The following is a 25,813-nucleotide window of genomic DNA, read 5'->3' as shown; positions in this document are numbered from 1 at the left end:
TGTCGTAATTCACCTTGATACCGGTTTCTTTCTCGAACGTGGCGATCATGCCCTCGGGAACGTAGTCGGGCCAGTTGTAGATATTGAGCACTTTTTCTTCGGTGTTGACCGCCACCGGGGCGGGTGCACTCGCCACGGGGGCCGGAGCGGCCACTGGCGGCTCCTCTTTTTTGCCGCAGCCTGCCAAAACGATAGCAGAAAGCGCAAACGACCAAAGGTATTTTTTCATCATGGGAACACTCCGGGAAGAGAAAATGGTGAAGGGGATCGGTAGTTTAAGGCTAGCAAAAACCAGACCAGACAAATTTTTCGATCTATCAGTCAAATCAAGCCTTTTTGGGTCAATTCCTGCTGTGTCAGGTCCAGCGCCAGACGAATCAGGCGCATCATTTCATCAATATCCGCATGGGTCATGGTCAGCGGTGGTGCAATGATCATGCGGTCGCCCACCGCACGCATGATCAGGCCGTTCTGGAAACAATGGCGCCGGCAGATCATGCCCACCGAAAGATCACCGGCAAACCGCTCCCGGGTCCGTTTGTTCCTGACCAGCACCAGGCCCGCAGTGAAGCCACAGGTTTCGGTCACACCCACCAACGGGTGCTCGGCGATGCCCTCGAAACATCGGGCAAGATACGGGCCGATATCGTCCCTGACGCGTTGCGGCAGTTGCTCCTGTTCCATGATGTCCAGATTGGCCAGCGCCACGGCACAAGCCACCGGGTGGCCGCTGTAGGTGTAACCGTGGTTGAACTCGCCGCCTTTTTCAATCAAGACCTGGGCCACGCGGTTGCCCACCATGACGCCACCCAGCGGAATGTAGCCGCTGGTGACGGCCTTGGCAAAAGTCACCAGATCGGGTTTGTAGCCAAATTTCTCATAGGCAAACCAGTGGCCGAGGCGGCCAAAGGCACAAATCACCTCATCGCTGATCAGCAGGATGCCGTATTTGTCCACAATGCGCTGGATTTCGGGCCAGTAGCTGGCCGGCGGAATGATGACACCGCCCGCCCCCTGGATCGGCTCGGCAATGAAGGCCGCGACCTTGTCGGCACCCAGCGCCAGAATTTTTTCTTCCAGCCAACCGGCTGCACGCAGACCAAACGCATCCTGGGTTTCCCCTGGCAAGCCGTTCTCGAAGAAGTAGGGCTGCTCGATGTGCGTGATGTTGGGAATCGGCAAATCGCCCTGCGCGTGCATGCCGCTCATGCCGCCCAGCGAAGCCCCGGCCATGGTGCTGCCGTGGTAGGCGTTGAGGCGGCTGATGATCACCTTGCGCTGCGGTTGCCCCAGCAGGTCCCAGTAGCGGCGCACCATGCGCACGTTGGAGTCATTGCTCTCGGAGCCGCTGCTGGAGTAAAAAACATGCTCGAAACTGCGGTCGCCCACCCTGGGCGCCAGCGCGGCCAGACGCGTGGCCAGCTTGACGGCGGGCACGTTGGTGGTCTGGAAAAAGCTGTTGTAGAACGGCAGTGTCAGCATCTGGTCGTACGCTGCCTGCGCCAGTGCCTTGCGGCCGTAACCGGCGTTGACGCACCACAGGCCGCTCATGGCATCAAGCAGTTTTTCGCCTTCGGAATCCCAGACATAAATGCCCTCGGATTTGACAATGACGCGCGCGCCACGCGTGGCCAGGTCGCCGTGATCAGTGAACGGGTGGATGAAATGCGCGCTGTCCAGCGCCTGAATTTCTTGCGTGGATAGGGGCTGCGAAGGCGTCAAAGTGGTCAAAGCGGTCATGGTGGCGATCCTTGATTCAACGATGGGCTGGGAGAGAAATGGTGCGTTACACGTGCAATAACAGATGCTCGCGCTCCCAGGGCGAAATCACCTTCATGAACTCGTCGAACTCAAGCTCCTTGATTTCCGAGTACACGGTGATGAATTCCTTGCCCAGCACCTCGTGCAGGTCGGATTCGCGGCGCAGCCAGTCCAGCGCCTCACCCAGGCTGCGCGGCAGCGCGTAGGGCGACAGGTAGGCGTCGCCCTTCATCTCGGCCTTGGGCTTGATCTTGTTCTTGAGCCCCAGGTAACCGCAGGCCATGGTCATGGCCAGGGCGACGTAGGGGTTGGCATCGGCGCCAATCACGCGGTTCTCGACCCGGCGCGCTTCAGGCGAGGAGATCGGCGATCGAATGCCGACGGTGCGGTTGTCGTAGCCCCATTCGATATTGATCGGCGCGGCGGTATTGCGCGACAGCCGGCGGTAGCTGTTGACATAGGGCGCCACCAGCACCATGGCCGCCGGTATGTAGCGCTGCAGGCCGCCGATGTAATGCATGAAGGCCTCGGACGGCGTGCCGTCGTCGTTGCTGAAGATGTTCTTGCCGGTGGTCACATCCAGAATGCTCTGGTGCACGTGCATGGCGCTGCCGGGCTCGCCGGCAATCGGCTTGGCCATGAAGGTGGCGTACATGTCATGGCGCAGCGCGGATTCGCGCACCGTGCGCTTGAAAAAGAAAACCTCGTCGGCCAGGCCCAGCGGCTCGGCGTGGAAAAAATTGATCTCCATTTGCCCGGCACCGATTTCGTGAATCAGCGTGTCCACGTTGAGTTCCATCTTGTCGCTGAAATCATAAATTTCTTCGAACAGCGGGTCGAACTCGTTGACGGCGTCAATGCTGTAGGCCTGGCGCGAGGTCTCGCTGCGGCCACTGCGGCCAATCGGCGGGCGCAGCAGCGTGTTGGGGTCGGTGTTGCGGGCGGTCAGGTAAAACTCCAGCTCGGGCGCGACGATCGGCTTCAAGCCCTCGGCGGCAAACAGGTCGCAGACCCGGCGCAGCACGCTGCGCGGCGCAAACGGCACCAGGTTGCCCTTGTGGTCAAAACAATCGTGAATCACCTGCGCCGTGGGGTCGGTGGCCCACGGCACAATGCGCACGGTAGACGGGTCCGGGCGCAACTGCATGTCCTTGTCGGTGGGGTCGATGACATCGTAATAAGGACCGCTTTCGGGGAATTCGCCGGTCACACCCATGGCCACCACGGACTGCGGCAGGCGCATACCCCGGTCTTCGGTGAACTTGCCACGGGGCAGGATTTTGCCCCGTGCGACACCGGTCAGGTCGGGCACCAGGCACTCCACCTCGGTCACACGGCGCTCGTTGAGCCACTGCTCCAAATCATTGAAATTCATGGACTTCTTGGGATTCATGGTTTGCTCCAGGGTGAAACGTGCCAGCTATTGTGCGTATTGTGCGCGTTGCATCAAGAACCATTGTGAGCCCTAAATTGGTTCACAATCAGAACCATTTAAACCTGCCACATGGTGCCACTTCTGCCGCCTTATGCTCTCGGAACTGTTACTGACTGAGATCGCCCGCCTGAACCAGCCCGCCAGGTTGCCGCTGCACCGGCAACTGTACGAGGCGCTGCGGCGTGCCATTCTGGACGGCAAAATCGCTGCCGGCGAGCGCCTGCCCTCCAGCCGCGACCTGACCCAGGACCTGCAACTGTCACGCAACACCGTGGTCGCCGCCATCAACCAATTGACCGTGGAAGGTTATCTGGTCAGCCATATCGGCAGCGGCACCTTTGTCAGCGACAACGTGCCCCGGCTGGCTGCACAACGCCAGCGTGGCACACCCGAACGACACGCCACCCTGTCGGCCCGCGGCCTGCGCTTAAGCAGCAGCTTTTGCGCCTCCGACCTTGAAATCCAGCCTTTTACGGCGGGCATTGCCGATTTCAGCGCATTTCCTGTGACGCTCTGGCAACGCCTGCAAAACAAGCACTGGCGCATGACCTACCCCGACATGCTCGACTACAGCAGCTCGGGCGGCTACGCACCACTGCGCCGCGCCGTGGCAGATTACCTGCGGATATTTCGCAGCGTGCCGCTGGACATTGAACAAGTCATCATCACCAGCGGCACCCAGGAGTCGCTGGCGCTGTGCGCCCAATTGCTGGCCAGCCACGCCGACACGGTCTGGCTCGAAGACCCGGCCTACTGGGGTGCCGTCAAAGCCTTCATTGCCACCGGCCTGACGCTGCACAGCGTGCCGGTGGACGACCAGGGCATTGCCCCTCAAGCCAGCGATGATGCAGCCCCACCGCGCCTGATTTATGTCACGCCGTCGCACCAATACCCGACCGGTGCGGTGATGTCGCTGCCCCGGCGCCACCAGATTTTGTCGCTGGCGCGCCAGCACCAGGCCTGGATCCTGGAAGACGATTACGACAGTGAATTCAGGTTCAGCGGACCGCCCATTTCCTCGTTGGCCGGCCTCGACACCGACCAGCGCGTGATCTACCTGGGCTCGTTTTCCAAGGTGCTTTATCCGGGCCTCAAACTGGGCTACATGGTGGTTCCCAAAGGCCTGGCCGCAGCTTTCAAGCGCGCCCACTACGACCTCAACCGGCCCGGACAAATGCCGGTGCAGGCCGCGCTGGCCGAATTCATCGACATGGGGCACTTCGCCAGCGCCCTGCGCCGTGCGCGGCAAAGTTACGCCCAGCGGCGCGCCAGCCTGCTGGCGGCGCTGCAGCCCTGCCTGGGCCCGCAAGCCCAGATCACCGGGGCCGAACAAGGCCTGCATCTGTGCCTGCGCCTGCCCGACACCCTGGACGACAGGGCGCTGGCGCAACACATCGGCAAGCTCGGACTGACAGTGCGCCCGCTCTCAGCGTACTGTCTGCAACAAACCCGGCTGCGCGGCCTGATCATTGGCTACGGCTACGCCCCGCTGGATGAAATTGAGCGCTTCGGACCACTGCTGGCCCGAACCATCGCCAACGCTTTATCACGCAGCAGCACTTCAACATGAGCACCCACACGCATGAGGTGAGCGCCACCCCGTACCCGCCCGGTTTCATGGTCTTGCACGGCAACCGCCTGGAAGACCTGCGCGACCTGCTCACCGAGTTCCTGCGTGCCCAGCCGCTGCCGCCACTGACGCCTGAAGTGATTCTGGTGCAAAGCAACGGCATGAAGCACTGGCTGGAGATGGCGCTGGCTGACGATGGCGCCCTGGGTATTTGCGCCGCCACCCGGCTGGAATTGCCCAGCGGCTACCTGTGGCAGGTCTACCGCAGTGTGCTGGGCGCGCATGCCGTGCCGACGCACATGCCGTTTGACAAGAGCCATCTGGTCTGGCGGCTGATGCGCTTGTTGCCCGAACTGGCGACCAGCCAGCTGGTATATGCGCCGCTGCAGCGTTACCTGGCGCTGGATGCCGATGGCCGCAAGCTTTACCAGCTGGCGCTGCAGGTGGCGGACGTCTTCGACGCCTACCAAAGCTACCGCGCCGACTGGCTGGCGGACTGGGCGGCCAGCCACGACGTGCTGCGCGGCCACGATGGCCAGCCTGGCACGCTGGCAGAAGCCCACGCCTGGCAAGCCCAGCTGTGGCGCGACCTGCGGGCCGATGTGGGACCTATGCTGGCCGATGCCTCACGCGCCAGTGTGCATGCCCGCTTCATGACCGCACTCAAGTCGCAACTGGCGCACAACCAGGCCACCGGCCAGCGCCCGGGGGGCTTGCCGCCGCGCCTGGTGGTGTTCGGCATTTCGTCCCTGCCAATGCAAACGGTCGAGGCCTTGGCGCAACTGGGTCAGGTCTGCCAGGTCCTGATGCTGGTGCAAAACCCGTGTCAGCATTACTGGGGCGATATCGTGGCCGGCCATGACCCCTTGCGCACCCAGCTGCGCCACCGGCAAGCCGCCAGGCCGCAGCCCGGCGACAGCCATCCCTTGCTGGCCTCCTGGGGCAAACAAGGCCGCGATTACCTGCATCTGCTCGACGACTTTGACAATGTGGCGCTGTACCGGCAACGCATGAACCGGGTGGATGTGTTTGTCGACCCGGCAGCCGGGCTGGAGCAGCCGACGCTGTTGAACCAGCTGCAGTCGGGCATTTTGAACCTCCAGCCCGCACACGGCATGCTGGACGCCAAACGTGACGCACGGCCAGACGACGACAGTATCAGCCTCGTCACCTGCCACGGCGCACAGCGCGAAGTGGAAGTGCTGCACGACCGGCTGCTGGCCTGGTTTGACGCCGACCCGGCCCTGCAGCCGCGTGATGTGATGGTGATGGTGCCCGACATGGCGGCGTTTGCGCCCCACATTCAGGCGGTCTTTGGCCGCTTTGCCGCGGGACAGGCCCGGCACATTCCGTATTCGGTGGCAGACACCACGCCGCGCCAGTCGCCGCTGGTGCAGGCGCTGGAGCAGCTCTTGACATTGCCGGCGTCCCGGCTGTCGCTGGCCGACTGGCTGGGTCTGTTTGAAGTGGCGGCGCTGCGCAAGCGTTTTGGCATCGATGAGGCCGACGTGGCGCAACTGCACGACTGGCTGGCCATGGCCGGTGTGCGCTGGGGCCTGGATGCCAGCCACCGCATGGCCTGGGGTGTGCCCGCGGGCGTGTCTGGCCTGGACCAGAACACCTGGGCCTTCGGCCTGCGGCGCCTGCTGCTGGGCTATGCCGTGGGCGCCGGTGCGCCCTGGGGCGCCACCCTGCCGCAAGCGGCCCTGAACGGGCTCGATGCCGCCGTGATCAGCGCCTTGCTGGATTGGGTCGGGGCGGTCAAGCAAACCCTGCAGGAACTGTCTGACAGCAAAACCCCGGCGCAGTGGGGGCCCATTCTGGCCGGCATTATCGAGCGCTTTTTTGCTCCCGCTGACGACCCCGACGAGCGGCTTGTCCAGCGCTGCCTGGCCGCCCTGGACGGGTGGCTGCAGGCTTGTGACGCGGCCCAGCTTGAGACCCCCCTGCCGCTCGATGTCGTGCGCGAGCATTGGTTGTCGCAGCTTGAAGAGAGCAGTTTGCAGCAGCGCTTTTTTGGCGGTGGCGTGCAGTTTGGCACCCTGATGCCGATGCGCTCGATCCCGTTCAAGGTGATTTGTCTGCTGGGCATGAACGACGGCGACTACCCGCGGCAAAAGGCCGCCCGCGACTTTGACCTGATGGACTTGAGCTGGCGACCGGGCGACCGCTCGCGCCGCGAGGACGACCGCTACCTGTTTCTGGAAGCCATTTTGTCGGCGCGGCACAAGCTCTACATCAGCTGGCAAGGCCACCGCGCCACCGACAACAGCGAACAACCGCCTTCGGTGCTGGTGGCGCAGTTGCTGGACTACCTGCAGATGGGCTGGCAGCCTGCCATTCAAGCCCGGCAGCAGCCCCTGCAAGCGTTCTCGCAAGCCTATTTTTTGCAGGATTCGCCGCATCGGACCTATGCCAGAGACTGGGCACGGGTGCATCAACAGCCAACACCCCGGGCATCGCAAGCGCCGGACTCGCCTCAAGCGGCCATGGCCGCCCCCACCAGCCTTACGCTGGCCGACCTGCGGCAACTGCTGCGCCAGCCGGTCGAGGTGTTTTTCAAGTCGCGCCTGCGGGTCCGGCTTGACACGCTGGAGGAGCTTGAACAAACCGAGGAACCCTTCACCCTGAATGGCCTGGCGAAGTACCAGGCGGGTCAGGCCTTGCTCGACGCCGCTGACATGGCGCCGGCCCTGGAAAAGTTGACACTGTCAGGCAGCTTGCCAATGGCCGCCTTTGGCCAGCGCCTCACCACTGAACTGCAGGAAAAGACGCAAGTGGTGCTGGATCGGCAAGGCGAATGGGCGCTGCGCTACCCCGACCCTCTGCCTGCGCAGTCGATTGACCTGCAGGTGGCTGGCATCAGCCTCACTGGCACGCTGGAGGGGCTTTACCGCGGAGATGCCGGCTGGTTGCAGCGCCATCAGCGCGTCGGCGCCGTGCTGGAGGGCAACAAGGAAACCCGCACGGCACGCGCCCATGTGGTGCTTGGCTTGTGGCTGCAACACCTGGTGGCCTGCGCCAGCGCCATGCCGCTGACCAGCGTGCAATTGGGACTGGACGGCCAGGTGATCTTGGCCCCCCTGCCCCGGGACGAAGCCCTGCGCGTTTTGCAAGGGCTGGTCACGGCCTATCTGGCGGCCTGGGAGCGCCCGCTGCCGGTGGCCTGCAAAACCGCCTGGGCCTACCTGCAAGCCCGGGCGCAGGCTGCCCGGCTCGCCGTTGAGCAACCCGACAAGGAAGCCAAAGACCCGCACGATGCGGCCCTTGCCGTCTTTGAAGGCGCGCACAGCGCCGGTGAACGCGCCGAGTCGGCTTATCTGGCGCGTGCTTTTGAGAGCTATGACGAGCTCGAGGCCGAGTTGCCAGTCTGGGCCGAGCGCTTGTACGGCGACCTGGCCCGGTACATTCAACTGAGCCCCAACGAAGGAATTCAAGAATGACTGAGCCTGGCTGTCATAGCATCCAAGCCAACCCAAAGCATGAAAAAAGACCGTCACTGCGAGCGAAGCGCGGCAGTCCATGCAGTCGGAAGTCATGGATTGCTTCACTTCGTTCGCAATGACGATGTTATTTCACATTAACAAGCTCAACCCCCTGACCATGCCGCTCACCGGCCTGCAGGTGATTGAGGCCTCGGCTGGCACCGGCAAAACCTGGACGCTGGCCGCGCTCTATGTGCGCCTGGTGCTGGGCCATGCGCCAGGCAGCACCGACCTCGACCAGGGCTTGTACCCGCCGCAAATCCTGGTCATGACCTTCACCGATGCCGCCACCGCCGAACTGCGCGGGCGCATCCGCGAGCGCCTGGCACAAGCGGCGCGTTATTTTCATCACGGCGAGCAGGCAGGCTTTGAGGTCGATGATTTCCTGCGCAAGCTGCACGCCGAGATTCCCCCGAACCATTGGCCGGCCTGCGCCGCTCGCCTGGACATGGCCGCCCAGTGGATGGACGAAGCCGCCATCTTCACCATCCACGGCTGGAGCAGCCGGATGCTCAAAACGCACGCCTTTGACAGCGCCAGCCTGTTTCAGCAAAGCCGGGTTGAAGACAGCCAGCAACTCAAACTGACTGCTGTGCAAGACTACTGGCGCAAGTGGTTTTACCCGCTGTCTGCTGACCAGCTGGGCGCCCTGCAGGCGCTGGGCAGCACCCCGCAGGCGCTGCTGGACCAACTGGGCGCGCTCTGGGCCATCGAAGACAAGGCGCCGCATTCAGCCACCACGCCCGGGCAGACGCCCGCCGAGGTGATCCGTGACTGGGCCGTCTGGCAAACCAAATGCCAGGCGCTTGACAGCCTGGCGCGCGGCGCTTGCACCGATCAAGTGATTGCCCTGCTCAATGACACCATTGCCGCAAAAAAACTGAAGGCTTACCGGGCAGATTGGCCAGTGAAGCTGGCTGAATGGGCCAAAGGTGGCGCTTTTAGCGAGCTCGACAAAAAAACGCAGAGCGCAGCCATCACGCTGCTGCAACGGTTTTCACGCCAGGCCTTGCTGGACAAAGGCTGGAGCGAGGCCGACCAGCACCTCGCTTTTGCCCACATCGAGGCCTTGTGTGAGCACCTTGACGCGGAACCCCCGGTGGCCGAGCTGCTGCTCACCCACGCCGCCTTTGAGGTGGGCGCGGCCTACCGGCAGGCCAAAGCCCGGTTGGCGCAGTTCGATTTTTCAGACCTGTTGCAACACCTTTACCACGCGCTGCAGGCGCCGGATGGCCGCCTGGCTGACGCCATTCGCCAGCAATTTCCGGTGGCGCTGGTCGACGAGTTTCAGGACACCGACCCCTGGCAATACGGCGCGCTGGCCAAAATTTATGGCACGTCAGAAGAGGCATCACAAGGCACCGGCCTGATCATGATCGGCGACCCCAAACAGGCCATTTACAGCTTTCGCGGCGCCGACCTCGCCACCTACCTGACAGCGCGCCAGCAGGCCCGGGCGATCCACACCCTGGCGGGCAACTTCCGCTCCACCGAAGGCCTGGTGGCGGCCGTGAACCATGTGTTTGCCCGCGCCGTCAAACCCTTTGGTGACGTGCCCTACGAGATGGTCACCGCCTGCAATGACAAGGTGCTGCCGTTGCAAGTGGCAGGCCAGCCCCAGGCCGCCATGACGGTCTGGCACCTGCAAGCCACCAAAATGCCGCGCAAGCCGGTGCTGCTGCGTCAGCTGGCCGAGGTCTTTGCCACGCAAATGGTGCATTTGCTCAATGCCGGCGCCACCCGGCCCGGTGCCATGGCGGTGCTGGTGAAGAACTGGGTGGAGGCGCGCACTATTCGCAACGCCTTGTCCAGCCGTGGCGTGCGCAGCGTCTACCTGTCGGAGCGCGACAGTGTCTTTGCCACGCCACAGGCGACCGACCTGTGGCGCATTCTGCGGGCCGTGGCCAATCCGCGTGACGCCCAATGCGTCAGGGCGGCGCTGGCCACCGCGCTCTGGGGACTGCCCTGGAGCGACCTTGAAAACCTGTTTCAGGATGAAGTCGCCTGGGATGCTTTAAGCGAACGTTTTCATGACTGGCAAAAAATCTGGCAGCGCCAGGGCTTCCTGCCGATGCTGCACCAGCTGCTGCATGAGCAATCCATTCCCGCGCGGCTGCTCAACCAGGGCGACGCCGCCAGCACGCAGGGCGAACGCCAGCTGACCAACTTGCTGCACCTGGGTGATTTGCTGCAAACCGCCAGTCTGGGTTTGCAGGGCGAAGGCGCCTTGCTGCGCTATCTTGAAGACCAATTGCGCGACCCGAAAGCCAATGGCGACACGGCGCAGCTGCGCCTTGAAAGCGATGCCGACCTGGTGCAGGTCGTCACCCTGCACAAGGCCAAGGGCCTGCAATACCCATTGGTGTTCCTGCCTTTTGTGTCGAACTACCGGCCGGCCGACAGCGGCCAGGACGATGCGCTGCGGCTGGCCGAAGACATCCGCCTGCTCTATGTGGCGCTGACCCGGGCCGAGCAGGCCGTCTGGGTCGGCATTGCCCAAACCCGGGGCGATGTGGATGGCAAGTCGCCCAAAGTCAAAAGTGCCGTGTCGGCGCTGCTGGGCCGCCAGGCTCCTGGTGACCTGGCCCGGTGCCTGCAAGGCTGGGCTTCGGAGCACATCCGGGTGCAAAACGCCCCCGAGCCCGATGCCACCGCCTACACCCCGGAGACACCCGACAAAAACTGGAAACCCGCGCTCACACCCCAGCGTCAACTAATGAGCCGCTGGTGGACTGCCAGCTTCAGCGCCTTGACGCGTGAGGTGGCGCCTGCGGCCCCGGCCCTGAACGCCGGGTCCGAACTGGACGAGCACCTGGGCGATGCACAGATCGACAGCGCCATGCACAGCGACAACGACCCTGCCCAGCCCGAGCTGCTGCCCCTGCCATTCAACGCCTTCAAGGCCGGCAGCCAGTACGGCACCCTGCTGCATGACCTGCTGGAATGGCAGGCGCACAACGGCTGGCCCGCCGCGCTGGCCGACGCCGGCGGCGCAGTAGCTACAGAATGGCAAGCCATCGTCAAACGCAAGGCGCAAGGGCTCAAGCTCGACGACGCCGAATGTGATTTGCTAGGCACCTGGGTGCCAGCCATCGTCAGCACGCCGTTGCCAATGGCTGCGACGAGTCCTTTTGTTTTGGGCGAGCTGAACGCCGACCAGTTTTGGGCAGAAATGGCCTTCAGCTTGCCGGTCAGGTCGCTGGGCAGCGCCCGGCTTGACCACCTGATCGGGCAACATGTGCTGGCCGGCCAGCCACGCCAAAGCATGCAGGCGCGGCAACTGGAGGGCATGCTGACCGGTTTCATGGATCTGGTTTTGAGGTTTGAGGGCCGCTACTACGTGCTCGACTACAAGTCCAACAAACTGCCCGGCTACGCACCGGCGCAATTGCAGCAGGCGATTCTGGCGCACCGCTACGACGTGCAATACACCTTGTATTTGCTGGCGTTGCACCGGCTGCTCAAGGCGCGCTTGCCTGGCTATGACTACGACCTGCATGTCGGCGGTGCGCTCTATCTGTTTCTGCGCGGTATTGACCAGCATGGCGCCGGGCTGTATCTGGACCGGCCGCCCAAAGCCCTGATCGTGGCACTCGACGTGGCGTTCTCTACCAGCCAGGCGCCCACAGAACCCTTGGAAACGGCCTCATGAGTGCATTACTTCCCGCAGTTGAAGTCCAGGAGTTGACCGGGCTGGACCGGGCGCTGGTGGCATTTCTGCAAGAAGTGCAATCCAGCCCTGACCCGCTGCACAGTGAACTGGCCGCCAGGGTGAGCCACCAGTTCGGCCTCGGCCATGCCTGTCTGGATTTGACGACGGTCCGACCCGAGTTGCGCCACTGCGCCGCCAGCCTGCCCTGGATAGAGGGCGCCAACAGCCCGCTGGTGCTGGACGGCCAGCGTCTGTACCTGCGCCGCAACTGGCAGGCCGAGCAGCACATCCTCGTCTCGATTGCCACTCGCCTGGCGCAGCCCTGCCCCGCGCCTGCCAATCTCACCGAGTCACTGGCGCAACTTTTCACGGCAGATACTTCCACAAACGCCGACCCGGATTGGCAAAAAGTGGCCTGCGCCCTGGCCGCCCGCAAACGCTTCACACTCATCACCGGCGGCCCCGGCACCGGCAAGACCACCACCGTGGTGCGACTGCTGGCCCTGCTGCAATCTGATCCGGCGCGCGAGCAAACGCCTTTGCGCATCGCGCTGGCGGCGCCCACCGGCAAGGCCGCCGCCCGGCTGGGCGAATCAATTGCCTCGGCGCTGCAAAAGCTGCCCGTTGCCATGCAGCAGCACATCCCTTCCCAGGCCGTCACCCTGCACAAACTGTTGCAAGTGCGCAGCAACCTGGCACAGGACGCCGTGCCCGAGCTGGCCGTGGACCTGGTGGTGGTGGACGAAGCCTCGATGATCGACCTCGACATGATGGCCCGCCTGCTGGCCGCCGTGCCGCTCACCGCCAGCCTGATCCTGCTGGGTGACAAAGACCAGTTGGCCTCCGTGGAAGCCGGTGCCGTGATGGGCCAACTGTGTGCCGGTGCCGACCTCGGCCATTACACCGCCGACACCCTGACCTGGCTGGCGCAAACCACCGGCGCCAACTTGAGCGCCTGGGCCGGCAAGGGCTCGCCGCTGGCCCAGCAAACCGTGATGCTGCGCCTGAGCCATCGATTCTCTGAAGATAGCGGCATCGGCCAATGGGCCCGGGCCGTGAATGCAGGCGATGCGGCCGGCGTGGAAAAGCTCTGGCGCCGGGCACCGGACTGGCAAGCCGGGGCGCCCCTCAGCGTCGACCGCCTGCAAGCCGGCCAGCCCCAGGACCCGCGCCTGACGGCCCTTGTCAAGCACGGCTGGAAAGCCTGGTTGCAAACCCTGCAGCCGCTGAAAACGGCCGCTTGCAGCGACGCCCAGGCGTTGGCCGCCCTCAATGAATTTACAAGGTTTCAGGTGCTGTGCGCGGTGCGCGACGGCCCCTGGGGCGTGGACAGCCTGAACCAGCGCATTGCCAGCAGCCTGGGTCTGCCCACCGAGGGCTGGTACGCCGGCCGCCCGGTGCTGGTGACCCGCAACGATTACAACCTCAAGCTGATGAATGGCGACGTCGGCCTGTGCCTGCATCACGCCAACGGTTTGCGTGTGGCCTTCCCCGACGGGCAAGGCGGCATCCACTGGGTATTGCCGTCAAGACTGGACGCGGTGGAGACCGTGTTTGCCATGACCGTGCACAAATCACAAGGCTCGGAGTTTGACCATGTGGGCCTGGTGCTGCCCGACCGGCCGGTGGCGGTACTGACGCGTGAGCTGCTTTACACCGGCATGACGCGGGCCAAGGCGCGGCTGACGCTGGTGGCGCCGCAGGCGAACGTGCTGTTGCACGCGGTGGGCATCAAGGTGCTGCGCAGCGGTGGACTGGCTGACCTGTGAACCGCATGAAGCCAGCGACGTTATGCCTCACACAAAAAATTTCTGACAGGCTCTCGGCTTTCGATGTCTTATGAGACCAAGAGCAGTCATATGACTTGATTGCCTGTGTGGCAAATCGAGACCCGAAGCCGACAGCCAAATATCCGAGCAGAGGTCTCAATTTCTGGCGACCAACACGCCTTGAGTCGCTTGGAGGTGCCAGATGACAAGACGCGCCGATACCCAGTGGCCCAGTGCCGTACACACGCAATTTTCTGTGGGCGGTCATAAGGATGATTCACTTAGCCGCCAATTGCTGCACCATGCTTGGCCTATGTGGACCTTCAATATTGCATGCAATTCTGGGGGTGTGCATCGAAATAGCGCGTTTCTCCATGCAATCTATGGTGCATAGCCGATCTTTTAGAGCTGCCAGTTTCGACAATTGAGGTACACGAAGCCAAAAATCTGTTTTCTGACAAGCACTTAGAAAATACATCAAAAGGGAGGCGCAAATTGGCACGTTCCATGCGCGTTAGCTCGTGCTTAGCGTGAACCTTTTGGAGATTACTATGTTGCCTTCCCGCAAACTTCCCCGTTGGCTGTTGTCGATTCCCTTGGCGCTGTGTCTGCACAGCGGATTGCATGCAGAAACCGTAGCGCGCTACGGCATCTCCATGGCGGACATCCCTCTCACCACCGGTCAGCCGGACCGCGGTGCTGGAGCCTACCAATTCACCGGCCACACCCTGTACGACCCGCTGGTGGCCTGGGAGGCCAACATCGGCACCCGTCCGGGCAAGCTGGTAGCCGGCCTGGCAACAGCCTGGAAGCCGGATGCAAAAGACCCGAAAAAGTGGCGCTTTACACTGCGCAAGGGTGTCAAATTCCATGATGGTTCCGACTTCAAGGCCGACGCCGTGGTCTGGAATCTGGACAAGGTGCTGGCCGACAAGTCGGCGCAGTTCGATGCCAAGCAAAGCGCCCAGGTGCGACCGCGCATTCCCTCGATTGCCAGCTACCGCAAGGTGGATGACTACACGGTCGAAATCGTCACCAAGAATGTGGACGCGCTGTTTCCCTACCAGTTGCCCTGGTTCCTGATTTCCAGCCCCACCCAGTGGGAAAAGCTTGGCAAGGACTGGGCCAAGGTGGCCTTGCAGCCCTCCGGCACCGGCCCCTTCAAGCTCGACAAGCTCGTTCCCCGTGAACGCGCCGATCTGGTCAAGAACGCCGCCTACTGGGACAAAACCCGCATAGCCAAGACCGACCGCATTGTGCTGGTCCCAATCCCCGACGCCATGACCCGCGTGAACGCGCTGCTGAGCGGCCAGGTCGACATCATCGAGACGCCACCGCCGGATGTGCTGCCGCAACTCAAAAGCGGTGGCTTCAAGCTGGTGCAAAACGTCACGCCGCACGTCTGGCCCTACCACTTCTCCACCCAGCCGGGCTCACCGTGGACCGACATCCGCGTGCGCAAGGCCGCCAACCTGGCGATCGACCGCGACGCCGTGGTCAAGCTGATGGGCGGTCTGGCCACTGCGGCCAAGGGCCAGGTGGACGCTACCAACCCCTGGTTTGGCAAGCCCACTTTCAAGCTCGGCTACGACCTGACTGCGGCACGCGCCCTGATGGCACAGGCCGGCTACACCAAGGCCAACCCGCTCAAGGCCAAGGTCATCATTGCCCAGGGCGGCACGGGCCAAATGTTGTCCCTACCTATGAACGAGTTTGTGCAGCAAAGCCTGGCCGAAATCAACATCGCCATCACGTTTGAAGTGGTGGAGCTGGAGAACCTGTATCTGCACTGGCGCAGTGGTGCCAAGTCAGACATGAATGCCGGCAAGGGCATCACCGCCATCAACTTAGGGTATGTCACGGCCGACCCGTTCTATGCCATCACCCGCTTTGCCGACAGCCGTTATGTGGCACCCAACGGCGTCAACTGGGGCGGCTTTAACGATCCCGCCGTGGACGCGCTGCTGGACAAAATCCGCACCACGTTTGATGTAAGAGTGCAGGACGGCTTGCTGGCCCAGGTGCACCAGACCATGGTCGACCAGGCGCTGATGCTGTGGGTGGTGCACGACACCAACCCGCATGCACTGTCGCCCAAGGTGAAAGAGTTTGTGCAGGCCCAGCACTGGTTCCAGGACCTGACCACCATCCGCATGTGATGCAGCGCACTGCATAAAGACCCATGATCTTCTACATCCTGCGGCGCCTGCTGTATGCCGTGCCGATTGCACTCGGCGTCACGCTGGTGGCGTTCTTTCTGGTGCACCTGGCGCCGGGCGATGCGCTCAATGCCATCGCCCCCGCCGATGCCCCGGCCGATGTGATCGAGGCGCTGAAAAGTGCCTATGGCCTGGACCGGCCCTTGCCGGTGCAATACGGCCTGTGGCTGTGGCGCGCCGTGCAAGGCGACCTGGGCACCTCGATTGCATCCGGTCGTGCCGTGGCCGGTGAGGTGCTGGGCGCTGTGGGCAACACCCTCATGCTGGCCGGTGTGGCCTCGCTGGTGGGTGTACTGGTGGGTTGCGTGCTGGGCGCCGTGGCCGGCTACAAAAGCGGCTCGGCGCTGGACCGGGTGGCCACCGTGCTGTCGGTGGTGGGCGTGAGCATTCCGCACTACTGGCTGGGCCTGGTGCTGACCATTGTGTTTTCCATCACGCTGGGTTGGCTGCCGGCCATGGGCGCTGGTTCCGACGGTTCGGCCGCCTGGGTCTGGGACTGGCCGCACCTGCAATACCTGGTACTGCCTGCGGCCACGCTGTCGGTGATTCCCATGGGCATCATCACCCGCACGGTGCGGGCGCTGGTGTCCGAGATGCTGAACAAGGAATTTGTCGTGGCACTGCGGGCGCGCGGCCTGGGTGAAGTGGCGGTGTTTCGCCACATCGCCAAAAACGTGGCGCCCACGGTGCTGGCCGTGGCCGGCTTGCAGGTGGGCTACCTGATGGGCGGCTCGATTCTGGTGGAGACGGTGTTTGCCTGGCCCGGCACCGGCTTCCTGCTCAACACCGCCATCTTTCAACGCGACCTGCCCCTGCTGCAGGGAACCATTCTGGTGCTGTGCATGTTTTTTGTGGCCCTTAATCTGGTGGTGGACATCCTGCAACCGCTGATCGACCCGCGCATGGCGCGCGCCTAAACCACACCTATGAAAATTGCACTTCCCATGCCGACAACCACTGCGTCTGCGCTGCCCGGCGCAGCTCCGCTGGCTGCCGCGCCCATCAGCCAAACCAGCCACGGTTACTGGGGCAGCGTGTGGGCACAACTGCTGCGCGATCCGGTCGCCATGGCCGCCGCCGCGCTGCTCCTGCTGATCGTGCTGGCCGCCGTGCTGGCACCTTGGCTGGCTCCAGCCGACCCTTACAAGGCCAGCATGATCAAACGCCTGCTGCCCATGGGCAGCCCGGGCCACTGGCTGGGCACCGATGAGCTCGGGCGCGATATGGTCACGCGCCTGATGTATGGCGGCCGCATCTCGCTCTTGATGGGTGTGGTGCCGGTGGCAGCCGCCTTTTTCATTGGCACCAGCATCGGCCTGTTTGCCGGCTATGTGGGTGGCAAAACGAATATGCTGATCATGCGCACGTTGGATATTTTTTACGCCTTCCCCTCGGTGCTGCTGGCAGTCGCCATTGCCGGCGCACTGGGCCCGGGCCTGAGCAACAGCCTGCTTGCGCTCACCTTGGTGTTTGTGCCGCAGGTGGTGCGCGTGGCTGAGAGTGTGACCACCCAGGTGCGCGCGCTGGACTATGTAGAGGCGGCGCGCATGAGTGGCGCCGGCGCCTTTGCCATCATCCGCGTGCATGTGCTGGGCAATGTGCTGGGCCCGATTTTTGTCTATGCCTCGGGCCTCTTGAGCGTGAGCATGATTCTGGCCTCCGGCCTGTCGTTTCTGGGCCTGGGTGTGAAGCCGCCCGAGCCCGAGTGGGGCCTGATGCTCAACACCTTGCGCTCGGCCATTTACCTCAACCCGTGGATCGCGGCCCTGCCTGGCGCCATGATTTTCATCACCTCGATTGCCTTCAATGTGCTGGCCGACGGTGTGCGTTCAGCCATGGAGCTGCGGACATGAACACCCCACCCCTGCAACCCGCAGTGCACCAAGACCGCGGCGGCCCCAAACAGGCCCTGCTCGAAGTGCGCGACCTGAAAAAATACTTTCCGGTGCGCGGCACCGGTTTTGTGGCGACTCCCAAATTCGTGCACGCAGTGGACGGCGTCAGCTTTGCGGTGGCCAAGGGCCAAACCCTGGGTATCGTTGGCGAGTCGGGCTGCGGCAAGTCGACCACAGCGCGCCTGGTGGCCAAGTTGATGGCGCCAGACAGCGGCAGCATGGTGTTTGATGGCGACGGTGTCGATGAGTTTCGCGGCATTGCGCTCAAAGACTTCCGGCGCAATTTGCAGATGGTGTTTCAGGACTCCTTTGCCTCTCTCAATCCACGCCTCACGGTGGCGCAGACGATTGCCTTCGGCCCGCAGGTGCATGGCATGGGCGCCAAGGATGCCGATCGCCTGGCGCGTGACTTGCTGGCGCGCGTGGGCATGGAGCCCGACCAGTTTGGCGCACGCTATCCGCAGGAGCTCTCAGGCGGCCAGCGCCAGCGCGTCAACATTGCGCGCGCCCTGGCCTTTGATCCGCGCCTCCTGATACTCGATGAGGCGGTGGCCGCGCTGGACAAATCGGTGCAGGCCCAGGTGCTCAACCTGCTGCAGGAACTCAAAGCCGAGCGGCAACTGACCTACCTGTTTATCTCGCACGACCTGCATGTGGTGCATTACCTGAGCGACCAGGTGATGGTGATGTACCTGGGCCAGATTGTGGAAATCGGGCCGGTGGACCGCATCTATGGCCAGTCTGTGCATCCCTACACGCAAGCCCTGCTGTCGGCGGTGCCTTCCATGGACCCGGCGCATCGCACAGTGGCCTCGCCGATCAGCGGCGACCCGCCCAACCCGATCGACCCGCCAGCGGGCTGCCGCTTCCATGACCGCTGCCCCCAGGCGCAAGCGGTATGCAAGGCGCGGGCGCCGCGCTTGATGGCGGTGGCTTTTGAACCTGCGCACCAGGTGGCCTGCCACTTGAACGACCCTCAGTCGGGCCATAGCGGTGCGGCAGCCGCACACACAGCACCCACGCACTTGCAGGTGGTACACGCATGAGCACGCCTTTGGTTTCTATTAAAGACATGGGCCTGCGTTTCACTGGCAAGCGCACCGTGAGCGCGGTCAACCAGATCAGCCTGGAACTCGCGCACGGCGAAGTGCTGGGCCTGCTGGGCGAGTCGGGATCGGGCAAGAGTGCCACGCTGCGCGCCCTGCTGCGCCTGTACCCGGCGGGCCGCGCCCAGGTGAGTGGCCAGATTCATATCGACGGCCAGGACGTGTTGTCGCTCCAGGGCCGCGCCCTGGAGCAATACCGCGGCGGCACCGTGTCCATGGTGTTTCAGGAACCCGGTGTCGCTTTTGACCCGGTCTACACCATTGGCCAGCAAATCGTGCAGACCATCCGGGCCCATGCGCCGGTCAGCAGCAAGGAAGCGGCAGACCAAGCCCTGGACATGCTGGAGCGCGTGCAAATTCCACAGGCGCGCCGCCGCTTTGATGCCTATCCGCATGAACTCTCGGGCGGCATGCGCCAGCGCGCCATGATTGCGCTGGCCCTGAGTTGCAAGCCCAAACTGCTGCTGGCCGATGAGCCCACCACTGCGTTGGATGCTACGGTGCAGATCCAGATCCTGCTGCTGCTGCGCGCGCTGCAAAAGGAGATGAACATGTCCGTCATCTTCGTCACCCACGACATTGGTGCCGCGGTGGAAGTGGCCGACCGCATCGCCGTGATGTACGCCGGGCGCATTGTCGAGCAAGGCGCGGTGGCCGATATCGTGCACCGGCCCCTGCACCCCTATACCGCCGGGTTGCTGGCTTCTTCCGTGGGCGCGGTCAACAAGGGCCAGCCGCTGCAGGCGGTGCCGGGCGCACCGCCCGATATGTCGAATCCACCCGCAGGCTGTGCTTTTGCGCCGCGCTGCAGCCGGGCCAGTGCCATTTGCCGCAGCGAGGCCCCACCGGTCGAACTAGTTGAGGGACGTAGCCTGGCCTGCTGGTTTCCCCTGCACACGGACACCACATGAACAGCGCCGCCCTGCAAACCGCAGTCAAGCTGCGTGGCAGCCTGGCCGATTCGGTCTGCCAGCGCATTGCCGACGAGATTGCACTTGGCCACTTTGTGCCTGGCAGCAAGCTCGACGAGGTGATGCTGGCCGAGCGTTTTCAGGTGTCGCGCACGCCGGTGCGCGAGGCGCTCAAGCAACTGGCCATCATGGGGCTGGTGGACTGCAGGCCCAACCGAGGTTCGGTGGTGTCCGCGATGAGCACCGAACAGCTCGACCAGATGTTTGAAGCCATTGGCGAACTCGAAGCGGCGTGCGCGCGCCACGCCGCGCTGCGCATGACGCCAGGCGACCGCGACTTACTGCGCGAACTACACGCAGAGGGCCGCGCCGCCATGCAGGCCAGCGACTTTGAACGCTACGACGCCGCCAACCTGGCGCTGCACACTGCCATCATCCGTGGCAGCTACAACCCGGTGCTGATCGACATGGCCAGCAGCCTGCGCCACCGCGTGGCACCTTTTCGGCGTACCCAGTTCCGCAATATGGAGCGGATGGGTGAGTCCTTTGAGGAGCATGCTGTGATTGTGGAGGCGATACTTGCATTTGATGCGGTCACCACCTACCGGCAAATGCGCACACACCTGCAGTCGGCCCGCACGGCCACAGCCCGCGTGGCGCCTGCCTGGGCCAGTGCGGTGGTGACGGCAGCAGCAAAATAGAACTGGAGACATCTCTCATGAACCCGATTCTTGGACTGCGCGGCGCCGTGGTGGCGCCGCATTCGCTGGCTGCACAGGCCGGCCTGGACATCCTGCGCGAAGGCGGCAACGCGATTGAGGCCACGATTGCCGTGGCCTCCACGCTGGCGGTGGTTTATCCGCACATGACCGGCATTGGTGGCGACGGCTTCTGGCTGCTGCACCAGCCCGGCTCGGCGATGCTGTCGATCGATGCCTGCGGTGCTGCGGGTGCCGCGGTGAACCGCGAGCTCTATAAAGGGCTGGACAGCATTCCCTGGCGCGGACCGCTGGCCGCCAATACCGTGGCCGGCACGGTATCGGGCTGGGGTACGGCTTATGCGCACAGTTGCGAGGTGTGGGGTGGCAAGCTGCCGTTTGCACGCCTGCTGGAGAGCGCCATCCACTACGCCAAGCATGGTTTTGCCGTGACCCACAGCCAGGAAGCGAACACGCGCAACAAGCTGGCCGAGTTGATTTACCAGCCAAACTTTGCCAAGACGTTTTTAAAAGACGGCCAGGTGCCGCTGTATGGTCAGCGCCACGCCTTCCCCGAGCTGGCCGCCACGCTGGAGCAAATTGCCCGCGCCGGTGCCGATGACTTTTACCGTGGCGACCTGGCGCAGCAAATCGGCAAGGACCTGGTCGCCGTGGGCAGCCCCGTCACGGCACAAGATCTGGCCGCGCACCAGGCGACTATCAAGGCGCCGTTGCAGCTCAAAATCTCCTGCGCCACGCTCTACAACATGGCGCCGCCCACGCAGGGCCTGGCCTCGCTGATGATTCTGGGCACCTACGACCGCATCCACCAACCGGGCTGGAGCCCGGACAACGTGGCAGGCATTCACGCGCTGGTGGAGTCGACCAAGCAAGCCTTTATCCACCGCGACCGCTTTGTCACCGACCCGGCCCATATGCCCACCGAGGCACAAGCACTGCTCACCGCCAGCCGCCTCGATGGCATGGCCGCTGCAGTGCCGCTGGACCGCGCCAGCCCGTGGCCGGCACCAAACAGCGACGGCGACACCACCTGGATGGGAGTGGTGGATGACGCGGGGCGCGCGGTCAGCATGATCCAGAGCATTTACTTTGAATTTGGCAGCGGCGTGGTGCTGCCACAGAGTGGCTTCTGGTGGCAAAACCGGGGCTGCTCGTTTGACCTGCGTCCCAAGCAGTTGCGCAGTCTGGAGCCGGGCCGCAAACCGTTTCACACCCTCAACCCCGCCATGGCGCAAATGGACGATGGGCGCCTGCTGGTCTACGGCACCATGGGGGGCGAAGGGCAACCCCAAACCCAGGCCGCGGTCTTTGCGCGCTATGTATGGGGTGGCCACCATGTGCGCAGCGCGATTGCTGCACCGCGCTGGTTGCTGGGGCGCACCTGGGCCGAGCAAAGCACCAGCCTGAAGCTGGAAAGCCGCTTTTCTGCGGCCACCATTGAGGCCCTGCGCGACCTGGGCCATCCGGTGGAAGTAGTGGCTGACTTTGACGAACGCATGGGCCACGCCGGTGCGCTGGTGCTGCACCCCGGCGGCTGGATCGAGGGCGGCGAAGACCCGCGCAGCGACGGTTGCGTGGCGGCCTGGTAATCCGTATGAAGTTCAAATTCGACTGGTTTATGAAGGGCATGTTGCTGGCGGTGGCGCTGGCCTTTGTCTGGCCCGAGCCCGGCGCGCAGGGGGGCTTCTTGCATCCGGACGTGCTCAACAAGGTAGGCATTGCGCTGGTGTTTTTTCTCAACGGGCTAGGGCTGTCCATGGCGTCCTTGCGCCAGGGCGTGACGCGCTGGCGTGTGCACCTGCTGGTGCAGACCAGCACGTTTCTGGTGTTTCCGCTGCTCGGCCTGGGTTTCCTCAGACTCAGCAACAGCTGGATGTCGCCCGACTTGCAGCTCGGCTTCTTTTACCTGTGTGCCCTGCCCTCCACCGTGTCGTCGTCGGTGGCACTCACCGTGGCGGCGCGCGGCAATGTGCCGGTAGCCTTGTTCAACGCCACGCTGTCGTCGCTGATTGGTGTGGTGCTGACCCCGCTGTGGATGGCCTGGGCCATGGGCCGCGAAGGGGCCGCGTTTGACGTCGGGCCGGTGGTGGTCAATCTGCTGCTGTGGGTGGTGTTGCCGCTGGTGGCAGGCCAGGCCATGCGGCCGCTGCTGAGCCGCTGGGCGGCACGGCACAAGGCGCGCATCCAGATCGTGGACCGGCTCACCATCCTGATGCTGGTCTACACCTCGTTTGCCGACTCGGTGCAGCAAGGCATCTGGAGCCAGTACGGTTATGTGGTGGTGCTGCAGACCGTGTTCTTCACCATGGTGTTGTTCTTCATCATGCTCAAGCTCACCGGGCTGGCAGCACGCCTGATGAAACTGCCAGAGGAAGACCGCATTGCCGCAGTGCTGTGCGGCTCCAAGAAGACGCTGGCATCGGGCGTACCCATGGCGCATCTGATTTTTGGTGCCAACCCGGCGCTCGGCCTGATCCTGATCCCCATCATGATTTACCACCCGCTGCAGTTGGCCATTTGCGGTGTGCTGGCGCAACGCTGGGCAGATCGGGCATCCCACATGGATCGAGAACCGCGCGATACCAGGACACTGAGAGGGTGAATTCATCAAGCTCCAGGGCAGCCAGTCTCAGGTGGGTGTGCCAATGGTGTGGCCTAGCCGCCTAGTTCTGCTGGCTATGATGAATGATGAAACTGCCGCAATTGAACTGGCAGGCTTTGCCGCAAAATTCGATTTGTCTGCCGTCGCCAGTGCGACATCGCCTGACCTAGTAACCATCCTCCGGCAAAGCCGGAGGATGGTTACTGAAGTTCCTTCAAGAGTCAAACACTACACTAGCCCGCTGGATGCACTCAGTAGCCTGGTGTGATGAATGACGCTCTTGAATTCAACCGGTCGATACAAATTTCTAATCGCGCGCTGGCTCTGCTACCAAGGTCTGGATCGTGTGATCCTGCTCACAACGCGTCGCGCAGCCGGTGGTACAGCGTGCCCAGCACCAGACTGGGCATGCGCAGCAGCGGCCCGCCCGGAAAACGGCGGTGCTGCAAATTGGCAAACACATCGAAGCGCTCGGCTTGCCCCGCCACCGCCTGGGCCACCAGTTGCCCGGCCAGGCCGGTGAGCGCCACACCATGGCCGCTGAAACCCTGCAGGTAATACAGCTTGTTTCCCAAACGCCCAAAGTCGGGCGCGCGGTTCATGCTGATGTCGACAAAGCCACCCCATAAAAACTCGACCGGCGTGTTGCCCAGTTCGGGAAACACCCTGGCCATGCGCGTTGCCATCACGGCTTGCAGGTTCGCTGGGGTACGGGTGGTGTAGCTAACGCGGCCACCAAACAGCATGCGGTGGTCGGCGCTGAAGCGAAAGTAATCCAGGATGAAATTGTTGTCGCAGACCGCCGCGTTGCTGGGGATCAGGCGCTGGCACAACCCGGGTGCCAGTGGCGCGGTGCCGATCATGTAGGTGCCCACCGGCATGATGCGCGGCGCGATGTCGGGCGCCACCTTGGGGCCGTATTCGGCCAGCATGCAGTTGCCGGCCAGCACGCCAAAGGGCGCGGTGACCGATCCCTGCGCGGTGCGGGCCGTTAATTTCTTGCCACGCGTGAGTCCGGTGACCGCCGAATACTCATAAATCTGCACACCCAGGCTTTTGGCGGCGCGTGCCAGCCCCAGGCCGTATTTGAGCGGATGCAGGTGGCCCGACTTGCGATCAAAGGCGCATGCCTGGTACAGCGGGCTGGCAATGTGACGCTGCACCTGCGTGCCCATGGCAAATTCGGTCACCAGGCCGTAATGCGCCATGGCCTGCATCTCGGCGGCCAGGGCACGCGCCTTGCGGGGCGAGTCGGCCACATGCAGGTAGCCGTGCTGGCGGTCGCAGTCGATCTGGAAGTCGGCGATACGCTGGTCGATCAGGTCGAGCGAGGCCAGCGACAGGTCCCAGGCCTGCCTGGCCTGCGCGGGACCGAGTTGTTGCTCAAAAGGCGCCTGGCCGCTGGCAAAACCGGCCAGGGCCTGGCCGCCATTGCGCCCCGACGCCCCGGCACACACCCGGTCAGCTTCCAGCACCACCACCTGGTAGCCGCGCTGCGCCAGTTCGATGGCTGCCGACAAACCGGCAAAACCGGCACCGACCACCAGCACGTCGGCATTGATGTGGCCTTGCAACGGTGGCGCGACAGCCTCCCGCTGCACGCTGGCCTCGTAATAACTGTGCTGGTTAAGCTGGGTGTCGGAGTCGAGCAGCATGCAACAGGGCTTTCAGCCAAGTTTGGCGATCTGACCGCACAAATAGGTCCAGACCAAGGTGGCGGCTGCGGCGCTGGTGAGTTCGGCATGGTCATAGGCGGGCGCCACCTCGACGCAGTCCATGCCAACCATATTGAGCGCGCTGAGTTCTTCCAGCAGGGTCAACACCTGCGAGCTGCTCAGGCCACCGGGCTCGGGCGTGCCGGTGCCGGGCGCAAAGGCGGGGTCGAGGCAGTCGATGTCGAGCGTCAGGTAACACGGGCGGTCCCCCAGGCGTGCCAGGATTTGCCCAATCACCGGTTGCAGCCCCGCACCGTCGAGGCCGCGCAACTGGCGCCCGGTAAAGATCAGGCCGCCCCGGTCCTGCACATGGTTGCGCGCCGCCCGTGCACCACTGGAGCGCAGACCGATTTGCACCGTGTGCTGCGGGCTCACCAGGCCCTGCTGGATGGCTTCATAAGTCCAGGTGCCGTGGCCCGAGGGCTCGCCAAAATGGTCGCTCCAGGTGTCGCAATGGGCATCAAAATGGACCAACGCCAGCGGCCCATGCTGTTGCCGGGCGGCGCGCAACAGGGGCAAGGTAACGGAATGGTCGCCGCCCAAAAAAACGCAGTGGTGACGCGCCATCAGCGCGCTGGCCTGGGCCTGGATCAGCGCGCGCACCTCGGCCAGCGGCGAGGCGTTGGGCAGGCGCATGTCATGGCCGTCGCCCAGGTGCCCCAGCGGAGTCACCTCGAAATGCGGGTGCAGGCCGTCACACAGCATCAGGCTGGCGCTGCGAATGGCCTGCGGGCCAAAGCGCGCACCGGGCCGGTTCGTCACCGCGCCGTCAAAAGGTATGCCGAGCACGGCAAAGGGCTGCTGCGCCAGTTCGGGGGCCGCCAGAAACCGGTTGCTGTGGTTGGCATAGGCAAATTCACCAATTGACATGAAAATATCCTTGAAATAAGTGCTTGCTGACTGGTTGGGCAGGCAAGCATCGGCACCGTAAATTATCAGGAGTTAAGGCGCGTTCAAGGTGCCAATTCACATAC

General features: G+C 63.5%; 16 protein-coding genes and 1 pseudogene. 12 read left to right on the top strand and 5 right to left on the bottom strand.

What is annotated here, in order from left to right; all coding sequences use genetic code 11:
* From NDI87_RS03915 to NDI87_RS03905, 3 genes and pseudogenes are all read right to left on the bottom strand, one after another.
* A pseudogene (locus NDI87_RS03915) lies at positions 1-232 on the bottom strand (spermidine/putrescine ABC transporter substrate-binding protein PotF); the annotation flags it as partial.
* Positions 233-321: 89 nt separating this feature from the next.
* Positions 322-1,740 carry an aspartate aminotransferase family protein gene (locus tag NDI87_RS03910; protein ID WP_296273494.1) on the bottom strand — a complete coding sequence of 473 codons (1,419 nt, stop codon included), beginning with the start codon at positions 1,738-1,740 and terminating at the stop codon, positions 322-324.
* Positions 1,741-1,786: 46 nt separating this feature from the next.
* Positions 1,787-3,154, bottom strand: coding sequence for a glutamine synthetase family protein (locus NDI87_RS03905; RefSeq protein WP_296273493.1), 1,368 nt, complete (start codon positions 3,152-3,154; stop codon positions 1,787-1,789).
* A gap of 133 nt (positions 3,155-3,287) precedes the next feature.
* Here NDI87_RS03905 and NDI87_RS03900 point away from each other — a divergent pair, with 133 nt between their 5' ends.
* The 12 genes from NDI87_RS03900 (at position 3,288) to NDI87_RS03845 (ending at position 23,124) form a co-directional block, all read left to right on the top strand.
* Entirely contained in the window at positions 3,288-4,766 is a 1,479-nt protein-coding gene (locus NDI87_RS03900; RefSeq protein ID WP_296273492.1) for a PLP-dependent aminotransferase family protein, read from the top strand.
* Positions 4,763-8,209 carry an exodeoxyribonuclease V subunit gamma gene (gene recC, locus NDI87_RS03895; protein ID WP_296273491.1) on the top strand — a complete coding sequence of 1,149 codons (3,447 nt, stop codon included), beginning with the start codon at positions 4,763-4,765 and terminating at the stop codon, positions 8,207-8,209. The genes NDI87_RS03900 and recC overlap by 4 nt, the downstream gene beginning before the upstream one ends.
* 118 nt (positions 8,210-8,327) lie before the next feature.
* Positions 8,328-11,903 (top strand): exodeoxyribonuclease V subunit beta, encoded by a 3,576-nt coding sequence (gene recB / locus NDI87_RS03890; RefSeq protein WP_296273490.1) that lies wholly within the window; start codon positions 8,328-8,330, stop codon positions 11,901-11,903.
* The gene (gene recD, locus NDI87_RS03885; RefSeq protein WP_296273489.1) at positions 11,900-13,672 is read left to right on the top strand and encodes an exodeoxyribonuclease V subunit alpha; all 1,773 of its coding nucleotides are present in this window, start codon (positions 11,900-11,902) and stop codon (positions 13,670-13,672) included. Before recB ends, recD begins: the two co-directional genes overlap by 4 nt.
* 551 nt (positions 13,673-14,223) lie before the next feature.
* Positions 14,224-15,831 carry an ABC transporter substrate-binding protein gene (locus tag NDI87_RS03880; RefSeq protein ID WP_296273488.1) on the top strand — a complete coding sequence of 536 codons (1,608 nt, stop codon included), beginning with the start codon at positions 14,224-14,226 and terminating at the stop codon, positions 15,829-15,831.
* A gap of 23 nt (positions 15,832-15,854) precedes the next feature.
* Positions 15,855-16,808 (top strand): ABC transporter permease, encoded by a 954-nt coding sequence (locus NDI87_RS03875; RefSeq protein ID WP_296273487.1) that lies wholly within the window; start codon positions 15,855-15,857, stop codon positions 16,806-16,808.
* A 9-nt stretch (positions 16,809-16,817) separates the two neighbouring features.
* The gene (locus NDI87_RS03870; protein ID WP_296273486.1) at positions 16,818-17,744 is read left to right on the top strand and encodes an ABC transporter permease; all 927 of its coding nucleotides are present in this window, start codon (positions 16,818-16,820) and stop codon (positions 17,742-17,744) included.
* Positions 17,741-18,832 (top strand): oligopeptide/dipeptide ABC transporter ATP-binding protein, encoded by a 1,092-nt coding sequence (locus NDI87_RS03865; RefSeq protein WP_296273485.1) that lies wholly within the window; start codon positions 17,741-17,743, stop codon positions 18,830-18,832. The genes NDI87_RS03870 and NDI87_RS03865 overlap by 4 nt, the downstream gene beginning before the upstream one ends.
* Positions 18,829-19,803: an ABC transporter ATP-binding protein gene (locus tag NDI87_RS03860; protein WP_296273484.1), complete on the top strand. Its 975-nt coding sequence runs from the start codon at positions 18,829-18,831 to the stop codon at positions 19,801-19,803. Before NDI87_RS03865 ends, NDI87_RS03860 begins: the two co-directional genes overlap by 4 nt.
* Entirely contained in the window at positions 19,800-20,504 is a 705-nt protein-coding gene (locus NDI87_RS03855; RefSeq protein WP_296273483.1) for a GntR family transcriptional regulator, read from the top strand. The genes NDI87_RS03860 and NDI87_RS03855 overlap by 4 nt, the downstream gene beginning before the upstream one ends.
* 17 nt (positions 20,505-20,521) lie before the next feature.
* Complete coding sequence (locus NDI87_RS03850; protein WP_296273482.1) at positions 20,522-22,111, top strand: gamma-glutamyltransferase family protein; 1,590 nt, start codon at positions 20,522-20,524, stop codon at positions 22,109-22,111.
* 5 nt (positions 22,112-22,116) lie between these two features.
* Positions 22,117-23,124, top strand: coding sequence for a bile acid:sodium symporter family protein (locus tag NDI87_RS03845; RefSeq protein WP_296273481.1), 1,008 nt, complete (start codon positions 22,117-22,119; stop codon positions 23,122-23,124).
* A gap of 356 nt (positions 23,125-23,480) precedes the next feature.
* Here the strand turns inward: NDI87_RS03845 and NDI87_RS03840 are convergent, their stop codons facing one another.
* Positions 23,481-24,779, bottom strand: coding sequence for an FAD-binding oxidoreductase (locus NDI87_RS03840; RefSeq protein ID WP_296273480.1), 1,299 nt, complete (start codon positions 24,777-24,779; stop codon positions 23,481-23,483).
* A 12-nt stretch (positions 24,780-24,791) separates the two neighbouring features.
* Positions 24,792-25,709, bottom strand: a complete 918-nt coding sequence (gene speB, locus NDI87_RS03835; protein ID WP_296273479.1) for an agmatinase — start codon at positions 25,707-25,709, stop codon at positions 24,792-24,794.
* Positions 25,710-25,813: the final 104 nt, after the last annotated feature.

It is taken from the genome of Rhodoferax sp. (genome assembly GCF_023701345.1).
Taxonomy (GTDB): Bacteria; Pseudomonadota; Gammaproteobacteria; order Burkholderiales; family Burkholderiaceae_C; genus Rhodoferax.
This window is presented reverse-complemented; position numbering and strand designations above follow the sequence as displayed.